21 protein-coding genes and 1 riboswitch are annotated in these 22,800 nt (G+C 40.4%); of the genes, 14 read left to right on the forward strand and 7 right to left on the reverse strand.

All coding sequences use genetic code 11. The features are described 5' to 3' along the window. Positions 1-284: 284 nt before the first annotated feature. Positions 285-1,694, reverse strand: coding sequence for a YdiU family protein (locus tag H5122_RS14600; RefSeq protein WP_182682450.1), 1,410 nt, complete (start codon positions 1,692-1,694; stop codon positions 285-287). An 11-nt stretch (positions 1,695-1,705) separates the two neighbouring features. Further along, complete coding sequence (locus tag H5122_RS14605) at positions 1,706-2,401, reverse strand: DNA-3-methyladenine glycosylase I (RefSeq protein WP_149594454.1); 696 nt, start codon at positions 2,399-2,401, stop codon at positions 1,706-1,708. 191 nt (positions 2,402-2,592) lie between these two features. Beyond that, positions 2,593-2,793: riboswitch (Lysine riboswitch) on the forward strand. A 190-nt stretch (positions 2,794-2,983) separates the two neighbouring features. On the opposite strand from H5122_RS14605, the gene dapA reads away from it, so the two are divergent. The 5 genes from dapA to H5122_RS14630 all read left to right on the forward strand — a co-directional run bounded on the left by dapA (position 2,984) and on the right by H5122_RS14630 (position 8,369). Then, the gene (gene dapA / locus H5122_RS14610) at positions 2,984-3,868 is read left to right on the forward strand and encodes a 4-hydroxy-tetrahydrodipicolinate synthase (protein ID WP_182674052.1); all 885 of its coding nucleotides are present in this window, start codon (positions 2,984-2,986) and stop codon (positions 3,866-3,868) included. Positions 3,869-3,883: 15 nt separating this feature from the next. Continuing rightward, the gene (locus tag H5122_RS14615; protein ID WP_182682451.1) at positions 3,884-4,624 is read left to right on the forward strand and encodes a 2,3,4,5-tetrahydropyridine-2,6-dicarboxylate N-succinyltransferase; all 741 of its coding nucleotides are present in this window, start codon (positions 3,884-3,886) and stop codon (positions 4,622-4,624) included. Then, on the forward strand, positions 4,624-5,829 hold the full coding sequence (locus H5122_RS14620) for a PLP-dependent decarboxylase (RefSeq protein WP_182682452.1): 1,206 nt from the start codon (positions 4,624-4,626) through the stop codon (positions 5,827-5,829). Before H5122_RS14615 ends, H5122_RS14620 begins: the two co-directional genes overlap by 1 nt. A 5-nt stretch (positions 5,830-5,834) precedes the next feature. Continuing rightward, positions 5,835-6,956, forward strand: coding sequence for a succinylglutamate desuccinylase/aspartoacylase family protein (locus tag H5122_RS14625; RefSeq protein WP_182682453.1), 1,122 nt, complete (start codon positions 5,835-5,837; stop codon positions 6,954-6,956). A 378-nt stretch (positions 6,957-7,334) separates the two neighbouring features. After that, the gene (locus tag H5122_RS14630) at positions 7,335-8,369 is read left to right on the forward strand and encodes a phospholipase A (RefSeq protein ID WP_002958796.1); all 1,035 of its coding nucleotides are present in this window, start codon (positions 7,335-7,337) and stop codon (positions 8,367-8,369) included. Positions 8,370-8,441: 72 nt separating this feature from the next. Here the strand turns inward: H5122_RS14630 and H5122_RS14635 are convergent, their stop codons facing one another. Then, positions 8,442-9,335, reverse strand: a complete 894-nt coding sequence (locus tag H5122_RS14635; protein ID WP_002961136.1) for a bifunctional GNAT family N-acetyltransferase/hotdog fold thioesterase — start codon at positions 9,333-9,335, stop codon at positions 8,442-8,444. A gap of 246 nt (positions 9,336-9,581) precedes the next feature. On the opposite strand from H5122_RS14635, the gene H5122_RS14640 reads away from it, so the two are divergent. After that, a complete protein-coding gene (locus tag H5122_RS14640) occupies positions 9,582-10,301 on the forward strand; it encodes a spermidine synthase (protein WP_182682454.1) in 720 nt (239 codons plus the stop codon). On the opposite strand, the gene dtd is transcribed toward H5122_RS14640, so the two are convergent. After that, a complete protein-coding gene (gene dtd / locus H5122_RS14645; protein ID WP_024597209.1) occupies positions 10,285-10,722 on the reverse strand; it encodes a D-aminoacyl-tRNA deacylase in 438 nt (145 codons plus the stop codon). The two genes, H5122_RS14640 and dtd, sit on opposite strands and share 17 nt — an antisense overlap. Continuing rightward, on the reverse strand, positions 10,723-11,628 hold the full coding sequence (locus H5122_RS14650; protein WP_002961130.1) for a virulence factor BrkB family protein: 906 nt from the start codon (positions 11,626-11,628) through the stop codon (positions 10,723-10,725). An 87-nt stretch (positions 11,629-11,715) separates the two neighbouring features. On the opposite strand from H5122_RS14650, the gene H5122_RS14655 reads away from it, so the two are divergent. The 3 genes from H5122_RS14655 (at position 11,716) to H5122_RS14665 (ending at position 14,322) form a co-directional block, all read left to right on the forward strand. After that, complete coding sequence (locus tag H5122_RS14655) at positions 11,716-12,372, forward strand: DUF2959 domain-containing protein (RefSeq protein ID WP_002961128.1); 657 nt, start codon at positions 11,716-11,718, stop codon at positions 12,370-12,372. A gap of 74 nt (positions 12,373-12,446) precedes the next feature. Further along, positions 12,447-13,526 carry an MBL fold metallo-hydrolase gene (locus H5122_RS14660; RefSeq protein WP_182682455.1) on the forward strand — a complete coding sequence of 360 codons (1,080 nt, stop codon included), beginning with the start codon at positions 12,447-12,449 and terminating at the stop codon, positions 13,524-13,526. Positions 13,527-13,593: 67 nt separating this feature from the next. Then, positions 13,594-14,322, forward strand: coding sequence for a CBM9 family sugar-binding protein (locus tag H5122_RS14665; protein WP_182671860.1), 729 nt, complete (start codon positions 13,594-13,596; stop codon positions 14,320-14,322). A 349-nt stretch (positions 14,323-14,671) separates the two neighbouring features. Here H5122_RS14665 and typA read toward each other — a convergent pair whose 3' ends face one another. Next, positions 14,672-16,495 (reverse strand): translational GTPase TypA, encoded by a 1,824-nt coding sequence (gene typA / locus H5122_RS14670; RefSeq protein WP_002961123.1) that lies wholly within the window; start codon positions 16,493-16,495, stop codon positions 14,672-14,674. A gap of 507 nt (positions 16,496-17,002) precedes the next feature. Here typA and glnA point away from each other — a divergent pair. The 5 genes from glnA (at position 17,003) to H5122_RS14695 (ending at position 22,085) form a co-directional block, all read left to right on the forward strand. Next, positions 17,003-18,409 (forward strand): glutamate--ammonia ligase, encoded by a 1,407-nt coding sequence (glnA, locus tag H5122_RS14675; RefSeq protein ID WP_002961121.1) that lies wholly within the window; start codon positions 17,003-17,005, stop codon positions 18,407-18,409. 113 nt (positions 18,410-18,522) lie between these two features. Next, the gene (locus tag H5122_RS14680; RefSeq protein ID WP_182682456.1) at positions 18,523-19,044 is read left to right on the forward strand and encodes a DUF4124 domain-containing protein; all 522 of its coding nucleotides are present in this window, start codon (positions 18,523-18,525) and stop codon (positions 19,042-19,044) included. Between the two features lie 82 nt (positions 19,045-19,126). Next, positions 19,127-20,197, forward strand: a complete 1,071-nt coding sequence (glnL, locus tag H5122_RS14685) for a nitrogen regulation protein NR(II) (protein ID WP_149594440.1) — start codon at positions 19,127-19,129, stop codon at positions 20,195-20,197. A 14-nt stretch (positions 20,198-20,211) separates the two neighbouring features. Beyond that, positions 20,212-21,597, forward strand: coding sequence for a nitrogen regulation protein NR(I) (ntrC, locus tag H5122_RS14690; RefSeq protein ID WP_182682457.1), 1,386 nt, complete (start codon positions 20,212-20,214; stop codon positions 21,595-21,597). A gap of 29 nt (positions 21,598-21,626) precedes the next feature. Next, complete coding sequence (locus H5122_RS14695; RefSeq protein WP_002961116.1) at positions 21,627-22,085, forward strand: cyclic nucleotide-binding domain-containing protein; 459 nt, start codon at positions 21,627-21,629, stop codon at positions 22,083-22,085. Between the two features lies 1 nt (position 22,086). Here the strand turns inward: H5122_RS14695 and H5122_RS14700 are convergent, their stop codons facing one another. Continuing rightward, positions 22,087-22,752: a hypothetical protein gene (locus tag H5122_RS14700; RefSeq protein ID WP_182682458.1), complete on the reverse strand. Its 666-nt coding sequence runs from the start codon at positions 22,750-22,752 to the stop codon at positions 22,087-22,089. Between the last annotated feature and the right edge of the window lie 48 nt (positions 22,753-22,800).

The raw sequence follows: 22,800 nt of genomic DNA on the forward strand, positions 1-22,800 counted from the left end.
TAAAGTTTATTACTTTTTTCTATGCCTTGTCGCAACACACATCCACTTACTATAGGCGAAATTAAAACTTTATTGAAAAATAAATATAGTAGGTTTTTGTAAATTAGTACTTAGCAAGGAATGTAAGAGCAATTAAATTGAATGCACTTATAAATGCAAAGAAATATTGCTTGGTTTTAATTGTGCGCATAATACCACCAGAATTAGCATTCCCCTAGGTATATGCGCATGTTTGATTAAAAAATGACTCTTTTTAATCATGCGGTTATATTTAAAGTTAAGTATTAAGTACCACAAAAAGTCTGGTAGTCATTATCATTCGTCGGTGGAGAGCAAAATTCTGATAACTTTTCACCGTAAGAGTATGGATTACCGGCTATTTTTATAAAGCGCTGTAGTAACTCGCTGGATCCTGTAGCGTTATATTGTGCAATTATTTCTTCGATCACATGATTTCGCGGTATAACACGAGGATTTGCCGCTCTCATTACTTCATAACTATTATCGTCAGTTAAACTTACCCACCTAGCTCTCCATTCAATTAGCGACTCAGGTACGCTTTTTTCTCCTTTTAAGGATTCAGTAAGCGCATCAAAGGTATTGGTGTAGTCGAGCTGATTATCTTTTAATAGCGTTAACAACTCTGCTATTAACTCGCCACTACTATCGCTAGATTCATTTAAACCCAGTTTTTGTGCCCACATAGCCGTAAACTCAGTATTAAACTGCTCAGCAAAACTATTAATAAATGGCGTCATTAATGAAACCGCTTGCTCGTCATCATCGCTAATGAGTGGTATTAAGCTCTCAGCTAAGCGTGCGCAGTTCCAGTTAGCTATATTAGGTTGATTACCGAATGCATAGCGGCCTTGTTTGTCTATAGAGCTAAATACAGTATCAAAATCAAAGCTATTCATCATGGCACACGGGCCGTAATCAATGGTCTCTCCGCTAACTAGCGTATTATCTGTATTCATTACTCCGTGAATAAAGCCAACACGCATCCAGCTCACAACTAGCTTAACTTGGTTTTTAATCACAGCGCCTAAAAATGCTAAATATCGCTGCGAACCTGTATCGGTTATTTCTGGGTAGTGTCGCTCTATAGCTAAATCGGCTAAATTTTTAAGCCCTTCAACATCGCCTTGCGTCGCTAAATATTGAAATGAACCAACACGAATATGACTCGTTGCTACACGCGTAACGATAGCCCCTGCTTGTGGCGGATTACGATAAACCGTTTCACCACTACCAACAACCGCTAAGCAGCGTGTGGTTTTAACTCCCAGCGCATGCATTGCTTCGCTCATTACGTATTCACGAATAGCAGGGCCAAGTGCGCAACGTCCATCCCCACCTCTTGAGTAAGGAGTAGCACCAGAGCCTTTTAATTGAATATCCCATAACTGGTTTTCATCATCACTAATAGCGCCCAGTAAGTGCGCTCGTCCATCACCTAAGCGTGGTGAAAAATGTCCAAATTGGTGCCCAGAGTAACCAAGTGCTACTGCAGGAATCGCCTGTTTTTCGTTACCGCTAAAAGTGCTGGCACGCAAATCAGCCGCAACGTTAATACTAAATTGTTTTGCTAAACTCTCGTTCCACAGTAATAGCTGAGGAGAGGCGACACTTGGAGGGAAATCTTCTATTGCGAAGTTTTCCGCAATATCTGTGTATCTTGGCACTAATTTCATGGTAATTCCTATTATTGCTGACTTATACCAACACGGTTGTCACCTACGCCATAAGCAACAATTAAGCTTAACTCTTGCATACTTAAGCCGCTTTGCTTTTGCATTTCGTTAAAAAAAGCTTGGGCTGCATTTAGTGACTTTTTAGTTTGTAAGCCGCCGTCTATAATTTTATGGGCACGCAAATAATTCTCTACATCGCGTGATAGTAAAAATGTATCTTTACCAAGTGCTCGCAGCGCATAAGGCCCTGTATTTCCGCCTAAACGCGAACCATGTTTTTTTAAATACGCCCACAAGCCAATAATATCGTCTGTTGGCCAATTAGCGATAAACTGGCTAAAACTGCCATGTTCTCCTGCTATTTCGTGGATCATGTAAGCATTTTCGGTAATTGTTTTTACTTTTTTATAGTTACGAACAATTCGCTCATCCGTTGCTTTTTGTTCCAGCATATCAGGTGGCATCATTAATAACTTATCAACGCTAAAATCCCAAAAAACCTCTCTAAAGCCCGGCCACTTATTATTTATGACTGACCAATAAAAGCCGCTTTGAAATACTTTTCGAGTAAATTCTTCAAGCCAATCGTCGTCACTTAACGTGCTTAGTTGTTTTTTAGATAGCGGTTTTGCAAGTAATAACTTAAGCATTTTTTCAGAGCCTTTTCGCTCTACCGCTCGCTTATAAATATCGCTAAATTTTTCCATACTAATTAAATACCTCACTACTTATATTGCTAGTGTACGAGAAAAGCACCTAATACGTAACCACCCCTCTTTTCGATGAATTAATCTGTATTTAGTCGCTTGACACCTAGACGGCTAAAATGCTTTAATCGCCGTAATTACCCTATTTAAATTGCACAGGTTTGTAAGTTTTACTCTACAAACAGGTGCAAAGGGCTAGAAGAGGTGCGTTATTCAGGTAACGTATGTTAGGAGCGCAAACTCCAGTAAGCATACGTGAGGGGAATTAACGCCGAGAAGTAACCACTTTTGCGAGGTGTTTATTTCGGGCGACTAGGTTGAACCCTAGCGACTGTCACCAATAGCTGTTTATAAAAAGCAGCTTGTTAGTTTGGTGGAGAGCTTCTGGTCTTAAATATTAAGGCCGTGCGCCCTATTATTTTAAGCCCATTCGCTCTTCGAATTATTAGTTCGAACGACGTTAATGCGGCTCCTTCCATAAAGCTTTTTAACTCTTCGAATAATACCAATTACATTAAATTAGTTATCGCTAAAATGATCACGTTTTTAATAAAATTGGTACAAATTATAAGTTCGTGAGAGATGATCAACAACTTCAATTTAAACGACTACTCACTGTGGACCGCGCTCGTTACGCCATTTGATCAACACGGCGATGTCGACTACAACACGTTAACTAAGTTGGTTAGCGATCAAGAAGCGGCACATAACGGTATTTTGCTACTTGGCAGTACGGGCGAAGGTTTAGCACTAACGCTAAAAGAACAACAAGCCATTGTTGAGCACGTATGCCAGCTAAAACCAACAGTACCACTCATGGTAGCTGTGGGCGGTAGTAACTTAAAGCAACAAATTGAGTGGGTTAACTACTGTAATACACTCCCAATTCATAGCTTTTTACTTGGCTCACCGCTTTATGCAAAGCCTGGCGCTATAGGTCAAACTCATTGGTTTGAAAGCCTGCTAAATGCAAGCGCTCACCCATGTATGCTTTATAACGTACCGGGTCGAAGCGCTGTTAGCATCCCAGTGGCAACAATTCAAAACTTACAAAACAATAAAAATTTATGGGCGTTAAAAGAAGCGAGCGGCAGCATTGCTCAGTTTGAAGCTTACCGCCAAGCCGCGCCTAATTTAGCTATTTTTAGTGGCGACGATGCGCTAATGCCTTATTTTGCTCAAGCTGGCGCAAAAGGTTTGGTGTCGGTAGCTGCAAACGCATGGCCTGAACAAACTCACGAGTTTGTTAAGCGCAGTTTAAGTGGTCAACACCCTAATTTATTTGCCCAGTGGTCAAGCGCTATTAATAGCCTATTTGCTGTCGCAAACCCTATTCCCGTAAAGGTACTGATGCATTTGCAAGGCCGCTTAAGCAGCCCGCAACTTCGTCCACCTTTAACACATCTTGAGTTAACTCAAACCGATTGCATCACAACTGCAAACAACACCATTTTATCTTGGCATTAAATACAGGTTTTTATAATGAGCTGGTTAGAACTATTAAATAATTTAGAATCGGGCGCAGTACGCGCAGCATCACAAAACGAAAGCGGCCAATGGCAAGCTAACGTAGAAGTAAAACAAGGCATTTTAGAAGCCTTTAAAAATGGCACTAATACTGAGTTTGCAGGCGGCTTTGTTGATAAACATAACCTAGCTCCGCAAGTATTTAGTACTGATGATGGCGTTCGTATGGTACCAGGTGGCTCAAGTGTTCGCCGTGGTGCTTATGTTGCTAAAGGTACGATTATTATGCCACCAGCGTATGTAAACATTGGTGCATATATCGACGAAGGCACAATGGTAGATAGCCACGCATTGGTGGGTTCTTGTGCACAAGTAGGTAAAAACGTACATTTAAGTGCTGCAGTTCAGCTTGGTGGTGTACTTGAGCCAATTGGTGCCAGCCCAGTAGTGGTTGAAGATGATGCATTTATTGGTGCAGGCTGTATTATTGTTGAAGGCGTAGTCATTAAAAAAGGCGCAGTACTTGCCCCTGGTGTGCGTTTATCAGCAACTATTCCGGTATACGACTGCGTAAACGAGCGCCAACTAGATAAAGACGAGCCAATTCCAGAATACGCCATTGTAATACCTGGCTCTCGCCCAGCGTCTAACGAGTGGGCGCGCGAGCAAGGCCTAAGCATGTCGTGTGCGTTAATAGTTAAATACCGCGACGAGAAAAGCGATGCATCGTTATTGCTTGAAGAGGTTTTACGATAATGAGCTTTTTGAGCACGCCTATCAAAACTGCTGTAAATACTATTACACAACAACTTGATACACCTTTTTTTGTTTACGACCTAGATCAACTAAACACGCATCTTGCGCGTTTAGTTGCGCAAACCGATGTAAAACTGTGGTACGCGGTAAAAGCAAACCCACTGTCTAAAATTATTCAAAGCTTAGACAGTGCTGGCTTTAATTTTGACGTAGCAAGTAAAGGTGAGCTTGAGCAAGTACTAGCACAAGGTATTAGCTCGCAGCGCGTGCTCAACACAGGGCCTGCAAAAAGCCCTAAACAAATAAAACACTTTATTGAGCGCGGCGTGCGTATATTCGTAGCAGAAAGCCTCAATCAAGTACGTTGGTTAAACCAACAAGCGCAACTACAAAACACGCAGTTACAAGTATTACTGCGTGTACAATTACGTTGGCCTGAAGGTGAAAAAAACCCACTGGGCGGCGACAGCCTTACGCCGTTTGGTTTGGGTTGTAATGAATGGCAAGCACTCAATGTAGCTGACTACCCTGCGCTTAAATTTGACGGCCTGCATATTTTTCAGTGGGGCAACATGCTTAGCACGCAAAAACTAAGCGACTTGTGGTCACAAATGATTGCACCTCTTAGCCAACTTGCCAGCGATTTAAATATTAGCCTTAAAATTTTAGATTTAGGTGGCGGTTTAGGTATTCCTTATACACAAAACGAGGCAACACTTGATTGGGATGACTTAATTGCTGCGCTAGCTAAAATTAAAAATGATGCGGGTGTAGAAGAATTATGGATGGAACTTGGTCGCTATGCCGTGGGCGAATGCGGTCATTACGCAAACCCAGTAGTAGAGCGCAAACAAAACTATAATCAACAGCAAGTAATTTTAAGCGGCGGTATAAATCACTTATTACGCCCTGCTGTTACCAGCCAAGACTTTCCTGCTGCGTTACTGCGTGAATCCAGTGCTAAAACTCAAGCGGTCACTTTATATGGCCCACTTTGTACAGCGCTTGATTGCTTAGGTGAACATAACCTGCCAAGCGATTTAAATGAGCACGACTGGCTAGTGTTTAGCCAATGCGGTGCTTACGGCTTTACCGAAAGTATGCCGTATTTTTTATGCCATGAGCTAGCTGCTGAGTACACCTTGCAAAACGGTACACTTACCTGTGTTCGCCAAGCCGAAAATGCCAGCCATTATTTAAGGTAACAAGTATGAGTAATACAACACACATTAGCCAAGAGAACATTGTAGTAGGGGAAGTTGCAAACGGCTTACCGCTTACAATTCCTGTGTATCGTTTAAAAGGCGATGGCACAGGGCCAAATGTTTACATTCAGGCCAATATGCATGGCGCTGAAGTGCAAGGTAACGCAGTTATTTTTCAGCTGCTTGAGCAATTAAAACACCTTAACCTTAGTGGCGATATTACCCTTGTACCTTATGCCAATCCGGTTGGTTGTAATCAAAAATCTGGCGAGTTTACCCTTGGCAGGTTCGATCCGATTACGGGCACTAATTGGAATCGCATGTATCACTACAATAAAAATTTAGTGGCACAGTTTGCACAAAATCATACTCAGTATGACGACGCTACATTAAAAAGTAACTTCAAACAGGCACTTATTGACGAAGTAGACAGCAAACTTAACGGCCCTGCTTATTTACTCAATACGGGTAAACGCATTGCGCTTAACTTACAAAAGCTCGCTCATCAGGCTGATATAGTACTCGATTTACACACAGGCCCTATTTCAAGCAAGCATCTGTACTGCCCAAGCTATGCAACCGACAGCGCACGTTACTTTAATATTGAACATGTACTGCTTATTCCTAGTGATTTTGACGGCGCTATGGATGAAGCTAACTTTTGCCCATGGTGGCATTTAAGTGATGCACTTAGCGGACAAGGTCGCGAATTATCAATACCTGTAGAAGCATTTACTGTAGAGCTAGGCAGCCAAGAAAAAATAGACTTAAAAGAAGCATTAAACGATGCAAACAGCATTTTAAGTTACTTAAATCACAAAGGCGTATTACAAAACGCACCGCATACGCCAGCTAATATGACCCGTTATGCATGTAATTTAGATGACTACTTTGCCTACTACGCCCCTATTGGCGGCATGGTTGAATACTTAGCCCCACTTGGCGGGCACATTAAAGCTGGTGAGCCTATTGCCAATATTTTACGCATGGAGCGCTACTTAAGTGAGCAACCATTGCAAACACTTACTCTTGATTGCGATGCAATTGCTATTTTGCACTTCGCCTCAGCGAGTGTTAATCAAGGTACCGAGCTTTATAAGTTTTTTACTAACATATTTGAGCTTTAGCTCACCCTTCTCATTGCGTGAGAGTAATACCAATTGCATTAAATTAGTGATCTATTATAGCGATAAGGAAATAGCTTAATAACAAGGCTAAAATTATGGTACATAGTTGTTCTATATAAATAATTTTTAACGTAGTTAGTGAGCTATTTAATACGCTAGAATAATCATGTTTTTAATAAAGTTGGTATAAATTAACTAAAATAGTTAATTTGCATTAGAAAAGCGGCTTAGGCCGCTTTTCTTTTGATCTATACTTACTTTGTATACGTATAGACCTTGTTATAAATACAAATTCAGTAAAAGTTCACCGTTACATATGTAAAAAGACGTTATAATTAAATTAACGCATACAACAACCCAAACTCACAAGGAATTACAATGAGCTGGCGCCACTGGATAACTCTTTCTGCTTTAATTAGTACCGCTACCTTCGCACAAGAAGAAGTTGCTACAAACGAGCAAGATAACGACATCGAGCTTGTAAAACAGTGTATTTTAAATGAGGTAATTGGCGGAGATGGTAAACAGACATTAGACGATCTTCGTAAAAAGTGTTCAGCTCTTGAAGAAAATAAACAACTTACCGCGCTTGATAAACGCCAAGCCCGTGAAGAAGTAGGTAAAAAAAATAGAAATGTAATTACGCCACATAAGCGTAACTATATTTTACCGCTTTCGTACGTATCACACCCAAACGATCGCCCTTTTGATGGTTTTGATGCACTAACAGATGATAACGACGGCGAACCGCTCGACAATCTAGAAGCCAAATATCAGCTATCGATAAAAGTGCCTCTTTACGATGATTTTTCGGATAAAGACCAAGCCATATTTTTTGGCTTTACACTGCAATCATATTGGCAAATTTATAACTCAGAAATTTCGTCTCCATTTCGTGAGACCAACTACGAACCAGAGATATTTTGGATAAATTACCTCGACCCAGAAAACGTATTATGGGGCGACGAAATGGCAATCGCATTAGGTATTTCGCATCAATCAAATGGTCGAAGCCAACCAAACTCACGTTCGTGGAACCGTATTTACGCAGACTTCATTTGGGAAAACAGAGGCTTTGTTTTTAGCTTTAAACCTTGGTACCGAATAGCTGAGGACGAAAAAGAAGATATTTTAGAAGCCAATGGCGACGACAACCCAGACATATACAAATACATGGGTTACTTCGAATTTAGCGGCGCGTATCGTTTTCATGACCATGAATTTAGCTTTATGACGCGTAACAATTTAAATTCAGATAATCGTGGTGCAATTCAACTCGACTGGTCGTTTCCTTTATGGGGTCGCGTTCGTGGTTATGCACAATACTTTAACGGTTATGGCGAAAGCTTAATTGATTACAATGCGGATGTAGAACGTATTGGTGTCGGTATATTATTAACCGATTTGCTGTAATACTTCCCTAAGTTTTACACACAAAAAAGCCAAGCATCGCTTGGCTTTTTTGTGTTTTGAACAGCTAAAGAGTTATTTTTTTACTACAAACTGCCCTTCAAATTCGGCAACCACGTTATCACCATCGTAAATAGTTACAGGCACTACGTAACTTGCTTTACCGTCGGTTTCTAAATCGCTTAACTTGCCCTTACAGGTTTGTATATCAACACAACCACGTGGGTCGGTAGTAAGCGGTTTTAAGTACTTAATGTTAGCATCGGCTAATACAATATTACCTTCAAGCCCAGCTTCTTTAAGTGCTAAGTACGTAGCCCCCCAACCTGTTAGCGTGGCCAAGCTATAAATAGAACCTGCAAACATAGTGTTATGTAGGTTTAAGTTAGCGTCTAGGTCAGCGCTGGTTGTAAATTGCCAATCAGTATAGCTTTCTACCTTAATACCCATCGCGTCACTAATTGGAATAGACTCACGCCACGTATTTTGTAGTACTTGCGTCCAATTAGGGTGACGAAACCAACCTGGCTCAGACGGTTTTTGCTTTACCATTTTAAAGTGTTGAACATCGCCATACGCTAAGTGCGCTTTTTCTTTTAATTCGTAACCGTGGCGTTTATAAAATTCAAGCGCTCGTTCGCGTGCAAACAATACAAGCTCACCTGCGTTTTGAACCCATGCAATTTTTTCAAGCTCGTGCAGTAAGCGACTACCAATATGCTGGTTACGATTACCCTCTGCAACCGCCATATAGCGCACTTGTGCTTGCTCATGATTGTTAAAGTGCAAACGTGCTACACCTAGCACTTCGCCTTCTTTATTTTTTATAAAGCGGTGCTCAGAGTCTTGTTCCATATCGTCTTGTTCAGAGCCACGTGGCTCGCCCCAAGGCGCGCGTAATACCTGCCAACGCAACTGGTAATACGCTTGCCAATCTTCGCTACTTTGTGGGGTGCTTACCTGAAACATACATACTCCTGTTGTTATATAAGCCGTAAATAAAAGTCAAAAAAGGCTACGGCGCTATACTAATAGTATTGATTATCTACCAAACTAAAAAGCTTAAATAATTAAGTCCGTTGGTATTATTGATGGCAAATACCATACTCCATCTTAAAAAAACTGCAAATACGACTTTGGTGATGGCTGTAAAATAACGTAAAAAATAATGGCAAAGGCCATTGCGCTTTAACGTTGCTAGTTTATGCTGAGAATATGATGGAAAAAATCAATTATATAAATTCACTGACGGGTTTGCTGGGCGATCAATTTATTGAAAATAGCCATAGTATTGGTCAGTTAATCTATTGGCATAAATGCAGTGGCGATCACATTCAAGTACGTGAGCACGAGCCGTTACGCTGGTTACTGATTAACGACACTCTTCAATCTGTTATTGATTTAAATAACCCGGATTTATTACTTTTTCCACATTTATTATGCCTAGGTAAGCATTGGCAGGCTCTTAAGCCGCCACAAAAAGTGTTAGAACTCGGCCTCGGCGGCGGAGCAATTCGTAATTATTTACAACACAAATACCCTAAAGCACAAATAACATCGGTTGAAAAAAACGCCGATATTATTGATTGCTATACCCAATTTTTTTCGTCAAATAAAAATGAGCAACTGCTTTGCGCCGATGCGCAACAGATTTTAAAAAGTGCGCAAAATATTGATTGGATTATTTTAGATTTGTTTAGCCAGATAGATGCACCTCGATTTTTATTTGAAGAGGCATTTTATAAAAAAATTTACTCGGCTTTAAATAACAACGGTGTGCTATTTATTAACTTTTTATCGCAGCATGAGTCGCAATTAAAACAACTTCAACAGCTATTACTCGATGTATTTGGTTGTAACATTAGCCCGCAAAAAATTACGGGCTATGTAAATCATATTGTCGTGGTAACCAAAAAGTTTAAACAGATAAGTTAAACGTTACGGGCCCATCGTTACACAAGCTTACTTGCATATCGGCACCAAACTCACCGGTGGCTATTGTAAGCCCCAACTCTTTAGCTTGAGCAACAAAGTACTCGTAAAGCTCATTAGCTTGGCTTGGCGTTGCCGCAGATGAAAAGCTAGGGCGCATACCCTTTTTAGTATCAGCCGCTAGCGTAAATTGCGAAACCACCAGTAACTCACCTTTAATATCTTTAAGGCTTAAGTTCATTTTGTCGTTTTCGTCAGTAAAAATACGATAATTACTTACCTTGTGTAAAAGCTTATCGGCCGTTTGCGTATCGTCGTGCTTTTCAACGCCCAGCAACAACAATATACCTTGGCTAATTTCGCCTACGACTTGGTTGTTAATCTCTACTTTGGCATGCTTTACGCGTTGTATTAAACCTTGCATTTAAACTGTGTCCTTTACTGCTGGTTCATCATCTTCTAGTTCAAGTTCTGGTGTTTCTGGAATATCATTTGGGCTAATACACGCAGTAAATTCAGCGCCAAGCAAAACAACTACCCACGACAAATACACCCATACAAACAAAATAGGAATGGTTGCGACTGCCCCGTAAATAACTTCGTACGAAGGAAAATGGCTAATATAAAGTGCAAACCCTTTTTTAGTCAGCTCAAATAAAAGTGCCGCAAAAAAAGCGCCAGGTATTGCTGCTCTGAAAGATACACGCGTATTAGGCACTAAGGTGTAGAGCATAATAAAGCCCACCATCGAAATCCCATACGGCAATAACTTTAACAAAAACCCGCTAAACCCAGGAATACCCTGATCAGCAAACGATACCAAAGATACAATATAAGAGGTAACCCCAATACTCGCTCCGAGTAATACAGGCCCTAAGCTCAAAACCATCCAATACACAGCAAATGAGATCATCATCGGGCGTTTTTTCTTAATTCGCCAAATTCGATTTAGTGTGGCATCTACATTACGTATTAACAGCAAGGCTATTGCAGCTAAAAAGCCAATACCTACCGCCGTCATTTGATTAGCGTTACCGGCAAAGGAGCTAATGTGCTCTCTAATAACATCGGTAGAGGTAGGGACAAAGTTGGTAAACAAAAAGCTCTCAATTTCCATGCGAGTAGATTCAAAGCCCGGAAAAGCTGAAAATATAGCAACACCCACCGCAATTAATGGCACTAATGAAAGAAGGGTTACGTAAGCAAGGTAACCTGCATTAACCGTTATTTGATCGTCTATACAACGATTAAAATACTGCATCCACCAACCAGGCTGCTGGCGTATAAAGGACTTAACTTGCTGTTTGTAATGTGAGAGCTTATCATTCATACAATTGACTTGTGCTTATTTAGTTTTGATTATAATAACAATCAGCGCCATAATTTACAGCACTAACGCTCGTAAACAGGAATTCAAATGAAAAAACAAACATTACTCAGTGTTTCAATGCTTGTAGTAACACTTACTTTAACTGGCTGCCAATCAGCTTATTATTCTGCGATGGAAAAAGTGGGTGTTCACAAACGCGATATTCTTATTGACCGCGTAGAAGAAACCAAAGACTCGCAACAAGAGTCACAAGAAGAATTTAAATCGGCACTAGAGCGCTTAACGACTCTAATCGATTTTAATGGTGGCGAACTACAAGACACTTATAATCAGTTAAACGACGATTACGAGTCGAGCTTAAATGCCGCTAACGAAGTGTCAACTAACATCAATAAAGTAGAAGACGTGGCAGAAGCGCTATTTGATGAGTGGAGCGATGAGTTAGAGCAATACAAGAGCGCGTCACTTAAGCGTGAAAGCAGCAAAAAGCTAACCGCGACTAAGCGTCAATTTGATCAGTTATTACGCTCAATGCGCAGCGCAGAGAGTAAAATGGAGCCAGTATTAACCTCGCTTCATGATAACGTTTTATACTTAAAGCATAACTTAAATGCACAAGCGGTATCGGCTATTAAAGGTGAATTCACTAACCTTAAGCGCGATATTCAATTGTTGATGAACGACATGAACAAATCGATTGCCGATTCAAATAAATTTATTGAACAAATGAATAGCGCTGGCTAATCATTTGTTACTTTAACAAGCCTGCTTAATTGCAGGCTTTTTTATGTTAAAGGGAATACTAAAAGGGATTTACAATGAAACGCTTTTTAATCGCAGCAATGCTCTTATGTATATTAACGGCCTGCGGTGCACCTAATAATATTAATCGTATTACCAGCTCTGACTCAGTTGTTGTTATTAATGATAAGAACGGCCGTTATAAAAATTTATACACAGGTGAAAAAACATATCCCACTACCTGTACTGAAAACTGCTACCCAGCTCACCCAGACTTACTATGCAAAACCGGCAGCGAAAACTGCCAGTACCAAGGTCTGCAAACTAAACCACAACTTAGCACTGGCTATACCGTACGCTGGCTTGGCCACGCTAGTTTTGTTATTAACACTCCAAATGGTCAAAGTGTGCTGTTTGATCTGGTAAAAAATCAGTTTGATTCTCCAGTCGCACTTGGCTTTAAACTCAGCGGTGGTATTTATCGTAAAGCAGGCGCTTGGCCTAGTGAGCAAGAACTCGAAAATATTGATGCGGTAATGTATTCGCATATTCATTACGATCATTTTAATAAAGCCGACATACAAAGTATTGGCAATAAACCTCGCTATTTAACACCACTCGGGATGGCCGATAACTTCCCTGCCGGCGGTTTTAATATTACCGAAATGCCGTGGTACTCAACAACCAACATTGACGACTTAGTTATTAACGCCGTGCCAGCTCATCATTTTAGCGCTCGCGTATTAGTGCCCTTTATTTACGAAGATCACGATAAAGACCTATGGAATGGCTGGTTACTTGAACAAAACGGTAGCACTTTATTTTTTGCAGGCGATACAGGCTACTCAAAACATTTTAAAGACATACAGCAAAAATACGGCGATATCGATATTTGCTTAATGCCAATCGCTTCTTACTACAGTAAAGACGATCCTAACTGGTACCGTTACGTGCACACCACACCTGAAGACGCGCTCAACGCAGCACAAGAGCTTAATTGTAAAGTAATGATACCGTGGGGATACGGTAACTCAAGTTGGAAAATGGGCGACCACAGCAGTCATTCAGCCTTACTTCGCTTATTGCATATGTACAATAAAATGGATTCAAAAGTACCGCTGTATATTTTAAACGAAGGCGAGAGTATTTCACTGTAACTATTTACTTAGCTGTTTTAAGATTGTTATTACATTAAGACAAATCGACAATAAAATTGAGAGATTAATGAAGAAATTAGCACTCGCCTTAAGCTTTTTATTAAGCACGCCAGCAATGGCTATTGATGTTGAACATACATCAACTCCAATTACTATTGATGGCGTATCAGAAAGCGCATGGGATAAAGCCGCTTGGCACGACATGCCTTATCTAATGGATGGCACACTGCCATCAAACGATGCCGACTTTAAAGGGCGTTATCGCTTATTGTGGGATCAAAACTATTTATACCTACAAGCCGATATTGTGGATGACGTTTTAATAGATACACACGCTGATCCAACCTATAAATATTGGGATGACGATGCGCTTGAAGTATTTATTGATAGCGATGCATCGGGCGGTAATCATCAATTTAATCACACCGCTTTGGCGTACCATATTGGCCTTGATAACCAAGCTGCCGATTACGGACCTGATAAAAAAGCTCATTTGTATACTGACCACCTAGTTAGTAACTGGAAGCGCAACACCACCGCGCCCTTTAACATTACCTGGGAAGTAGCAATAAAACTCTACCCTAATGATTATAAAGAAGGGGCTAAAAACACGCCACTTACACTTAGCGAAAAGCAAATAATCGGGTTTATGTTAGCGTATTGCGATAACGATGGCAGTGACGTGCGCGAGCACTTTATGGGCTCACATGAAGTACAACCAGTAAATGGCGACAGAAATCGTGGTTTTATAGATGCCGACGTATTTGGCAAAATAACCTTACTTCCTAAAAAGTAAGTTACTACCAATAAAATAATTGAACATGTATGTTGGGTTGAGCGAAGCGAGACCCAACATACACAGATACTTTGCATTATCGGCTGTTTCAGCTTTCTCTTTCTCTTCTCATTCCCTTCTCCTTGTGCAAAAGATCTTTAAGTAAATTATTCACAAAGAGGTTAAGAGGCGCTGCGCTTTTAGAGGTAAATATATTATGGAAATTTCATCTCAAAACAGTAGTCATATAATTTTGAACTAAATACTTTCAACTGACGACTATAGCTAACAGCTCTTATTTTCATCCACAAAAAAGCCGCTGTATTTTGCAATACAGCGGCTTTTAAAATCATTATTCTAAATTAATAGATTATGACTTAGGTGCACGACCCGCACGTTTACGTTCGTTTTCTGTAAGGTGTTTCTTACGGATACGAATGTTTAGTGGAGTAACTTCAACTAGCTCGTCATCATCGATGAACTCAAGTGCTTGCTCAAGTGAGTAGTTAAGGTGCGGAGAAAGCGTTTGCGCTTCATCAGTACCAGATGCACGTACGTTAGTTAACTGCTTGCCTTTAAGGGCGTTAACTGTAAGGTCGTTATCACGGTTATGAATACCGATAACCATACCTTCGTATACTTCAACACCGTGACCGATGAATAAACGGCCGCGCTCTTGTAAGTTGAATAATGCGTTAGTAAGTGCTTTACCAGTTGCGTTTGCAATCATTACGCCGTTCTTACGAACACCGATAGCGCCACCTTTATGAGGACCATAATGATCGAACGTATGGTACATAAGACCAGAACCCGAAGTAAGCGTCATGAAATCAGTTTGGAAACCAATTAAACCACGGCTTGGGATCATGAAGTCTAAACGCATACGGCCTTTGCCATCTGGAGTCATGTTAGTAAGTTCACCTTTACGTAGGCCAACTTGTTCCATAACAGAACCTTGATGCTCTTCTTGACAGTCAATAGTCACTGTTTCAAACGGTTCTTCTAGAACGCCATCTACAGTACGTAAGATAACTTCTGGACGAGAAACTGAAAGCTCGTAACCTTCACGACGCATGTTTTCGATTAAGATACCTAGGTGTAATTCACCACGACCAGAAACACGGAAGCTATCTGGGCTTGCAGTATCTTCAACGCGAAGTGCTACGTTGTGTACTAATTCTTTGTCTAAACGCTCACGGATATTACGTGACGTTACAAACTTACCTTCTTTACCACAGAAAGGTGAGTTATTTACAGAGAATGTCATTGTTACAGTTGGCTCATCAACACTTAGTGGTGGTAATGCTTCAACGTTTCCTGGGAAACAAACTGTATCAGAAATCTTAAGCTCACCAATACCTGTTACAGTTACGATGTTACCAGCGTAAGCTCTATCAGTTTCGATACGCTCAAGACCTAGGTAGCTTTGTACTGCACCAATTTTACCATTACGTGTAGTGCCATCAGCACTGATAATAGTAACTTGTTGGTTAGGAGCAACAGAACCACGTTTAATACGACCAATACCAACTACACCAACATAAGAGTTGTAATCTAGTTGAGAAATTTGCATTTGGAAGTCACCTTCAGGATCTGCATCCGGTGGTGATACTTCTTCAACGATCATCTTGAACATAGGTTCCATGTTGTCTGATGGTTCGTCTAAATCTAGTGTTGCCCAACCGTTGATTGCTGAAGCGTAGATTACTTTAAAGTCTAACTGTTCGTCAGTCGCGCCAAGGTTGTCGAATAAATCAAAGATTTGATCCATAACCCAATCTGGACGAGCGCCTGGCTTATCAATTTTATTGATAACGACGATTGGCTTTAAGCCTTGCGCGAATGCTTTTTGCGTAACGAAACGCGTTTGCGGCATTGGACCTTCTTGAGCATCAACAAGTAATAATACTGAGTCAGCCATCGAAAGTACGCGTTCAACTTCACCACCGAAATCGGCGTGTCCCGGGGTATCTACGATATTGATATGGTAGTCATTCCAAGAAATGGCTGTGTTTTTAGCCAAAATGGTAATACCACGTTCTTTCTCAATGTCGTTTGAGTCCATCACGCGCTCTTCGTTACCGCCGCGTGTTTCTAATGTACCTGATTGCTCAAGTAGTTTGTCAACCAGTGTTGTTTTACCATGGTCAACGTGCGCGATAATCGCTATATTTCTTAACTGTTCGATGCTCATATATTTACTCAGAGAAATTAAATTCTCATTGATCCTGCAAGATCTACGCACTCATCCACGCTTTCGCGAGATGTCCCAGCATAGGATTTAAAAGGGCGCATATTATCCCTCATTAATGACATGGATGAAAGTTTATCCAATATAAATTTCAAAACTTTCTCAATACTTTTACTAAGTATCTGTTTTATATATGACAATTATATGAATTAAATTTCAAATTTTTTTTGAAAAACAGCCTTTTTGGCTATTTTGCTGATCTTTTTGGTACTCTTTTGCATTTAGGTTATGCTATTTCCGAGCGATTAAATTAGCAGCAAATTGTGCCCTGTAAATTTTGCACCAAAAAGGAAAATTTACGCACCAATATAGTGCGTTTGTACATTCCATTTTGATGCAACGATATTTTTTTAATTTATAAACAGCTAGTTATAAAAATGGCACAAAATCAGCTTAGTAAATCCCAAAGCAATTATGCAGCAATAACAAAACCCAATAGTTGGAGGACACATGTCACAATCGGTTTTAGATTTTATTAAAGAAAATGACGTTAAGTTCATTGATTTACGCTTTACTGACACTAAGGGTAAAGAACAACATGTATCTATTCCTCATCACCAAGTTGATGAAGACTTTTTTGAAGACGGTAAAATGTTTGACGGTTCTTCAATTGCAGGCTGGAAAGGCATAAACGAATCAGACATGGTATTAATGCCAGTTGCTGAATCAATCAAACTAGACCCTTTCACTGAAGAATCAACATTAATCGTACGTTGTGACGTAGTAGAGCCTTCAACGCTTCAAGGTTATGAGCGCGACCCGCGTTCTGTTGCTAAGCGTGCTGAAGATTACATGCGCTCTACAGGTATTGCAGATACAGTTTTATTTGGCCCTGAGCCAGAGTTTTTCGTATTTGACGACGTTAAATACAAATCAGATATGTCTGGTTCTATGTACAAAATTGATTCTAAGCAAGCTGCTTGGAACTCAGATAAAGAGTATGCAGATGGCAACACAGGTCACCGTCCAGGTATTAAAGGCGGTTACTTCCCAGTTGCTCCTGTTGATGACTTCCAAGATTGGCGTTCAGCTACGTGTCTAGTTCTAGAAGAAATGGGCCAAGTAGTAGAAGCACATCACCACGAAGTTGCAACAGCAGGTCAAAACGAGATTGCTACTCGCTTTAATACAATGGTATTAAAAGCGGATGAAATCCAAGAAATGAAATATGTTATCCATAACATGGCTCACTTATACGGTAAAACAGCAACGTTTATGCCTAAGCCAGTTGTTGGTGATAACGGTTCTGGTATGCATTGTCACCAGTCACTTGCTAAAGATGGTGTAAACCTTTTTGCTGGTGATAAGTACGGCGGCCTTTCTGAAGATGCGCTTTACTACATTGGCGGTATCATCAAGCATGCTAAAGCAATTAACGCTTTTGCAAATGCCTCTACTAACTCGTACAAACGTTTAGTACCAGGTTTTGAAGCACCAGTTATGCTTGCATACTCTGCACGTAACCGTTCTGCATCAATTCGTATCCCAGTGGTTCCATCTGAAAAAGGTCGTCGTATTGAAGTACGCTTCCCAGATCCAACTGCTAACCCATACCTTGCTTTCTCAGCAATGCTTATGGCTGGCCTTGATGGTATCAAAAACAAGATCCACCCTGGCGATGCTATGGATAAAGATTTATATGACTTACCAGCTGAAGAAGCAGCAGAAATCCCAACTGTTGCAGCATCACTTGACGAAGCACTATCTGCACTTAGCGCAGACCGTGAATTCTTAACTCAAGGTGGTGTATTCACTGACGACTTAATCGATGCTTACATCGAACTTAAATCTAAAGAAGTTGAAAAGCTTAACATGACAACTCACCCAGTTGAGTTTGAAATGTACTACAGCTGTTAATTTAGCTGTATAAAATATGTGTGTTCTCAAGCCCGCTTTGCGGGCTTTTTTAATGGTAAAATTAATCAATCTCCACTAAAGTTAAGTTACCGACAAAAATGCAGGGCTGCAGAGTGAACATCAAGATTTTATTACTATTAATTGCTTTAGGATTAAGCAATTATGGTTACGCTGGTGAAACAAAGATATACGCTTGGAAAGATAAAAATGGCGTATTAGTGTTCTCTGACACCCCTCATAAAGGTGCTAAAGAGGTAAAGCTTACCAGCCAAGATCTTAATATGCCTGCAACAAATACTGACATTTTTGACGAGCAACCCCAGCCCCAACAAGCGGCCTTTAGTATTGCCATTTCCTCACCTGATCATAACCAGACTATTCGTGAAAATACCGGCACTGTTTATGTTACTAGCCGAATAAAACCACGCTTTGAAACTGGTTTTACTATACAACTTTTTATTGATGGCAAAGCACATGGCCCAGCCAGTGACAGTTCAACCTTTGCAATAAGAGATGTAGAACGTGGTGAGCACACACTACAATTAAAGCTTTTGAATAGTAAAAACCAAGTTATTGCTATAAGTGAGCCCTGCATATTTTTTATGCACCGAAAAGGGCTAAACCTAAGTAACTAAATTGGGGCATTACTAAACGTGCAGCAGTGTATTTTACTATATAACTTGCTTGTAAATATTCACGCACTAAAATGGTGCAGCTATGATTAATAATAAAAACTTTAGCCCTGAGCTACTCGATGCTATTTGGCAAAATCAAACAACCGCTATCATGTTGCTTGATAAAAACTTCACCGTTGTCTATGCCAATACCAGTACTAGCGAACTGCTTGGCCTTGGTAACAAGCGCCTATTAGATCAGCCTTTTGATAGTCTTTTTAATTACCATTCAATCGATTTGCAGCGTATAGAACAATACTCATTAGTTGAAGGTGTAGATTGCCAGCAGCACAGAGCTGACGTGGTTTTTAGCGATTCTCGCCATGCAAAAGTAGCCGTAAGTACACGACAAATTAAGTTTGATGGCTCACTTTATATTTTATTTGAGTGGCGCCAAACCGATGACGAAATTAAGCACGACCAAGCGTCTAATCAAATGCATCAATATCAAGCAGCCCGAAATCTAATTAGAGGTTTAGCTCACGAAATTAAAAATCCTTTAGGTGGAATTCGCGGAGCGGCGCAGTTATTGCAGTATGAGGTTGATCAACAAGAAAGAGATCAATGTGCTGAACTTATCATTGAGCAAGCCGACCGATTACGCGAATTAGTAGATAGGCTTTTGGGGCCAAATCAGCTTCCGCAAAAATCGTATGGCAATATACATCAATCACTTGAATCGGTTGCACGACTAAGTACGTTAGATAATTGTTCTAACATTAGCTTGGTTAAGGATTACGACCCAAGTATTCCTGATGTATACATTGATCAAGGTAAAATTCAGCAAGTAGTATTAAACATTGTTCGAAATGCTCAGCAGGCGCTTGTAGATGGCGGTGAAATAACAATAAAAACCCGCATTAATCATCAACATCGTCGCCCAGGTAAAGCACCTAAAAAAGCCTTGTTGATCCAAATATCTGATAACGGACCAGGTATTGATCCCAGTGTACGTGAAACACTGTTCTACCCTATGATCACCAATAAAGAAGATGGCTCAGGGTTAGGACTCTCAATAGCGCAAACGCTGATAGATCAACATAATGGCTATATAGAGTGTGATAGCTGGCCTGGACATACTGAATTTAATATCTATCTGCCCTTTGCAGATTAATGTTTGGAGTTTGCATGAAAACAGTTTGGCTTGTAGATGATGATGCTTCTATTCGATTTGTACTTGAAAAAGCACTAACCCGTGCAGGGTTTAACGCAGAAAGCTTTGCTAATGCGCAAGATGTATTGAGCGCATTAAAGTTTAGTCAACCTACTGTTTTAGTTTCGGACGTACGAATGCCTGGTATGGACGGTATGGCTTTGCTTGAACTTATTGCAGAGCAAAACCCTGGGCTGCCAGTTATTATAATGACTGCTCACTCAGATTTGGACTCTGCAGTTAATGCATTTCAAAAAGGTGCTTTTGAATACCTAGCTAAGCCGTTTGATTTAAACGAAGCAGTGGCGCTAGTCGAAAGCGCATGCAGAGCAAACTCCACTAAAAAAACTAAGCGAAAGCAAACACCACCAAAAAGTGCGCACATAATTGGTGAAGCACCCGCTATGCAAGAAGTGTTTAGAGCGATAGGTAAACTATCGGCCTCTAGCATGAGCGTATTAATAAATGGCGAATCTGGCACAGGTAAAGAACTTGTCGCCAGCGCCCTACACAATCATAGCCCACGTAAAGAAAATCAATTTATTGCACTTAACATGGCGGCCATTCCAAAAGAGCTTGTTGAGTCAGAGTTATTTGGCCACGAAAAAGGCGCGTTTACAGGCGCCGATAGCGTACGTAAAGGCCGCTTTGAGCAAGCCAATGGCGGTACACTATTTTTAGATGAAATTGGTGATATGCCACTTGATGTGCAAACACGTTTATTACGCGTACTTGCCGATGGTGAGTTTTATCGCGTTGGTGGCCATCAAAGTATAAAAGTAGATGTGCGTATTATTGCAGCTACGCACCAAAACCTTGAAGATTTAGTTAAACAGGGCAAGTTTAGGGATGATTTATTTCATCGTCTAAATGTAGTACGCCTACGTTTACCCGCTCTTCGAGAGCGTACTGAAGATATAGAAAGCTTATCGCAACACTTTTTACATAAAAGCGCTAAAGAGCTACAAGTAGAAAGCAAGGTACTGAGCCCTAAAGCGACTGATCAATTACGCTTATTTAATTGGCCTGGCAATGTACGCCAATTAGAAAACACGTGTCGCTGGCTAACAGTTATGGCACCGGGCGAACTTGTAAGCGAGCAAGATTTACCGCCGGAGATTCTAGATGCTACACCAACCCAAGAAGAAGGTGATTGGTTAGACGCGTTTCAGCAATGGCTTAATCAAGAGCTAAAGCAAGGCAAAGAAAATATTTGGCCTGACATTCAAGCTCAACTAGAAACTCGCTTAATAAAAACGGCGCTGGCTAATTGCTCTGGTCATAAGCAAGATGCAGCCATAAAAATTGGTTGGGGACGCAACACGTTGACCCGAAAATTAAAAGAGCGCAATATTAGCTGATTAAACGCTTTTAACACATTTGGTTATTGATGAAGCTAATCGAACATATTCCATTATTCAAACAAATGGAAATTATAAACAGGCTGCACTTTTTTAAAGAATTTACGCTCAGCGAGCGCCAAGTCTTATTGGAGTCGTTCGGCCTGTTATATTTAGTAAGTCAGCATCAATTTTTATTTAAGCAATACGATAATGACAAGCGCTTGTACATTGTACTTAGCGGCGCATTATTAGTATTTAAGCATAACCACTTGCTAGAACTTGGCACTATTGAGCCCGGTGAATTTATAGGTGAAGGTGCCTTTATAAATAACCGAGAACGCAGCACCAGTGCTCGCGCTAAAACCGACACCATAGTACTTGCCATTACCCCTGAAGCACTCACCCGCTTACCTAATGTTATCCGCGAAAAAATTAAAGACCGAATTATTGAAGGTATGAGCCTGCGCATTGCCAAATTAAGCGAGCATATAGAAACTCACGGTTAGTTCAATCCATATAAACAATTTGCAATGAGCAATCAAGCCAACTGGGCTTATTAACGTGCGCAGTAAAAGTGTAAGTATCTGAGGGCTTGGCACCAAAGGGGGTATTTACAAACGGCTGTGAATGACGATATGTTTGCGAATAGGTTTTATAATAAATAACAACGTAACCGTATAAAAACTCCCAACCTAACCTTACAACAGCGCCACTGGGTAAACTAAAGTCAGCATATTTATCTGTAAATGTGACAAGTAAATCATTGTACTTCTCTTCGCTGCATTGAGTTGTTCGTAACTTTTTAGGCATAACAAAGGTAGTACCCGCCACTATATTCTTTAAATAAAAGCCTATATTGCCATCACCATAAAAGTGATTTGAACGAGTCGTGTAGTTAACTTGTGGCTTGTAACCTAGCTCTTGCATTATAGCCGCAAGTTGCTCAGTTTCTTTAGGATAAACCTTATCACTTGATAAGAGTAATGTGGCTTCACCAAAATCAGGTGGGATTGCCAGCTCTACATATTCATAAGGGAGCGATTGTGCTTTTAGCGCAGCATCGAGCTGGTTGCGCTGTTCATCTTGCAAGTTTTCACTAAATACATACACGGTAGGCTGTTGGCACGCAGCTAATAGTAATGCCAACACACATATTAAAATTCCATTTTTCATAGTTACCCCTTTTTGATTACAATTGTAGTCTATTAAAGGTAACTATTT

It is taken from the genome of Pseudoalteromonas sp. SG43-8, assembly GCF_014164245.1.
GTDB lineage: Bacteria > Pseudomonadota > Gammaproteobacteria > Enterobacterales > Alteromonadaceae > Pseudoalteromonas > Pseudoalteromonas distincta.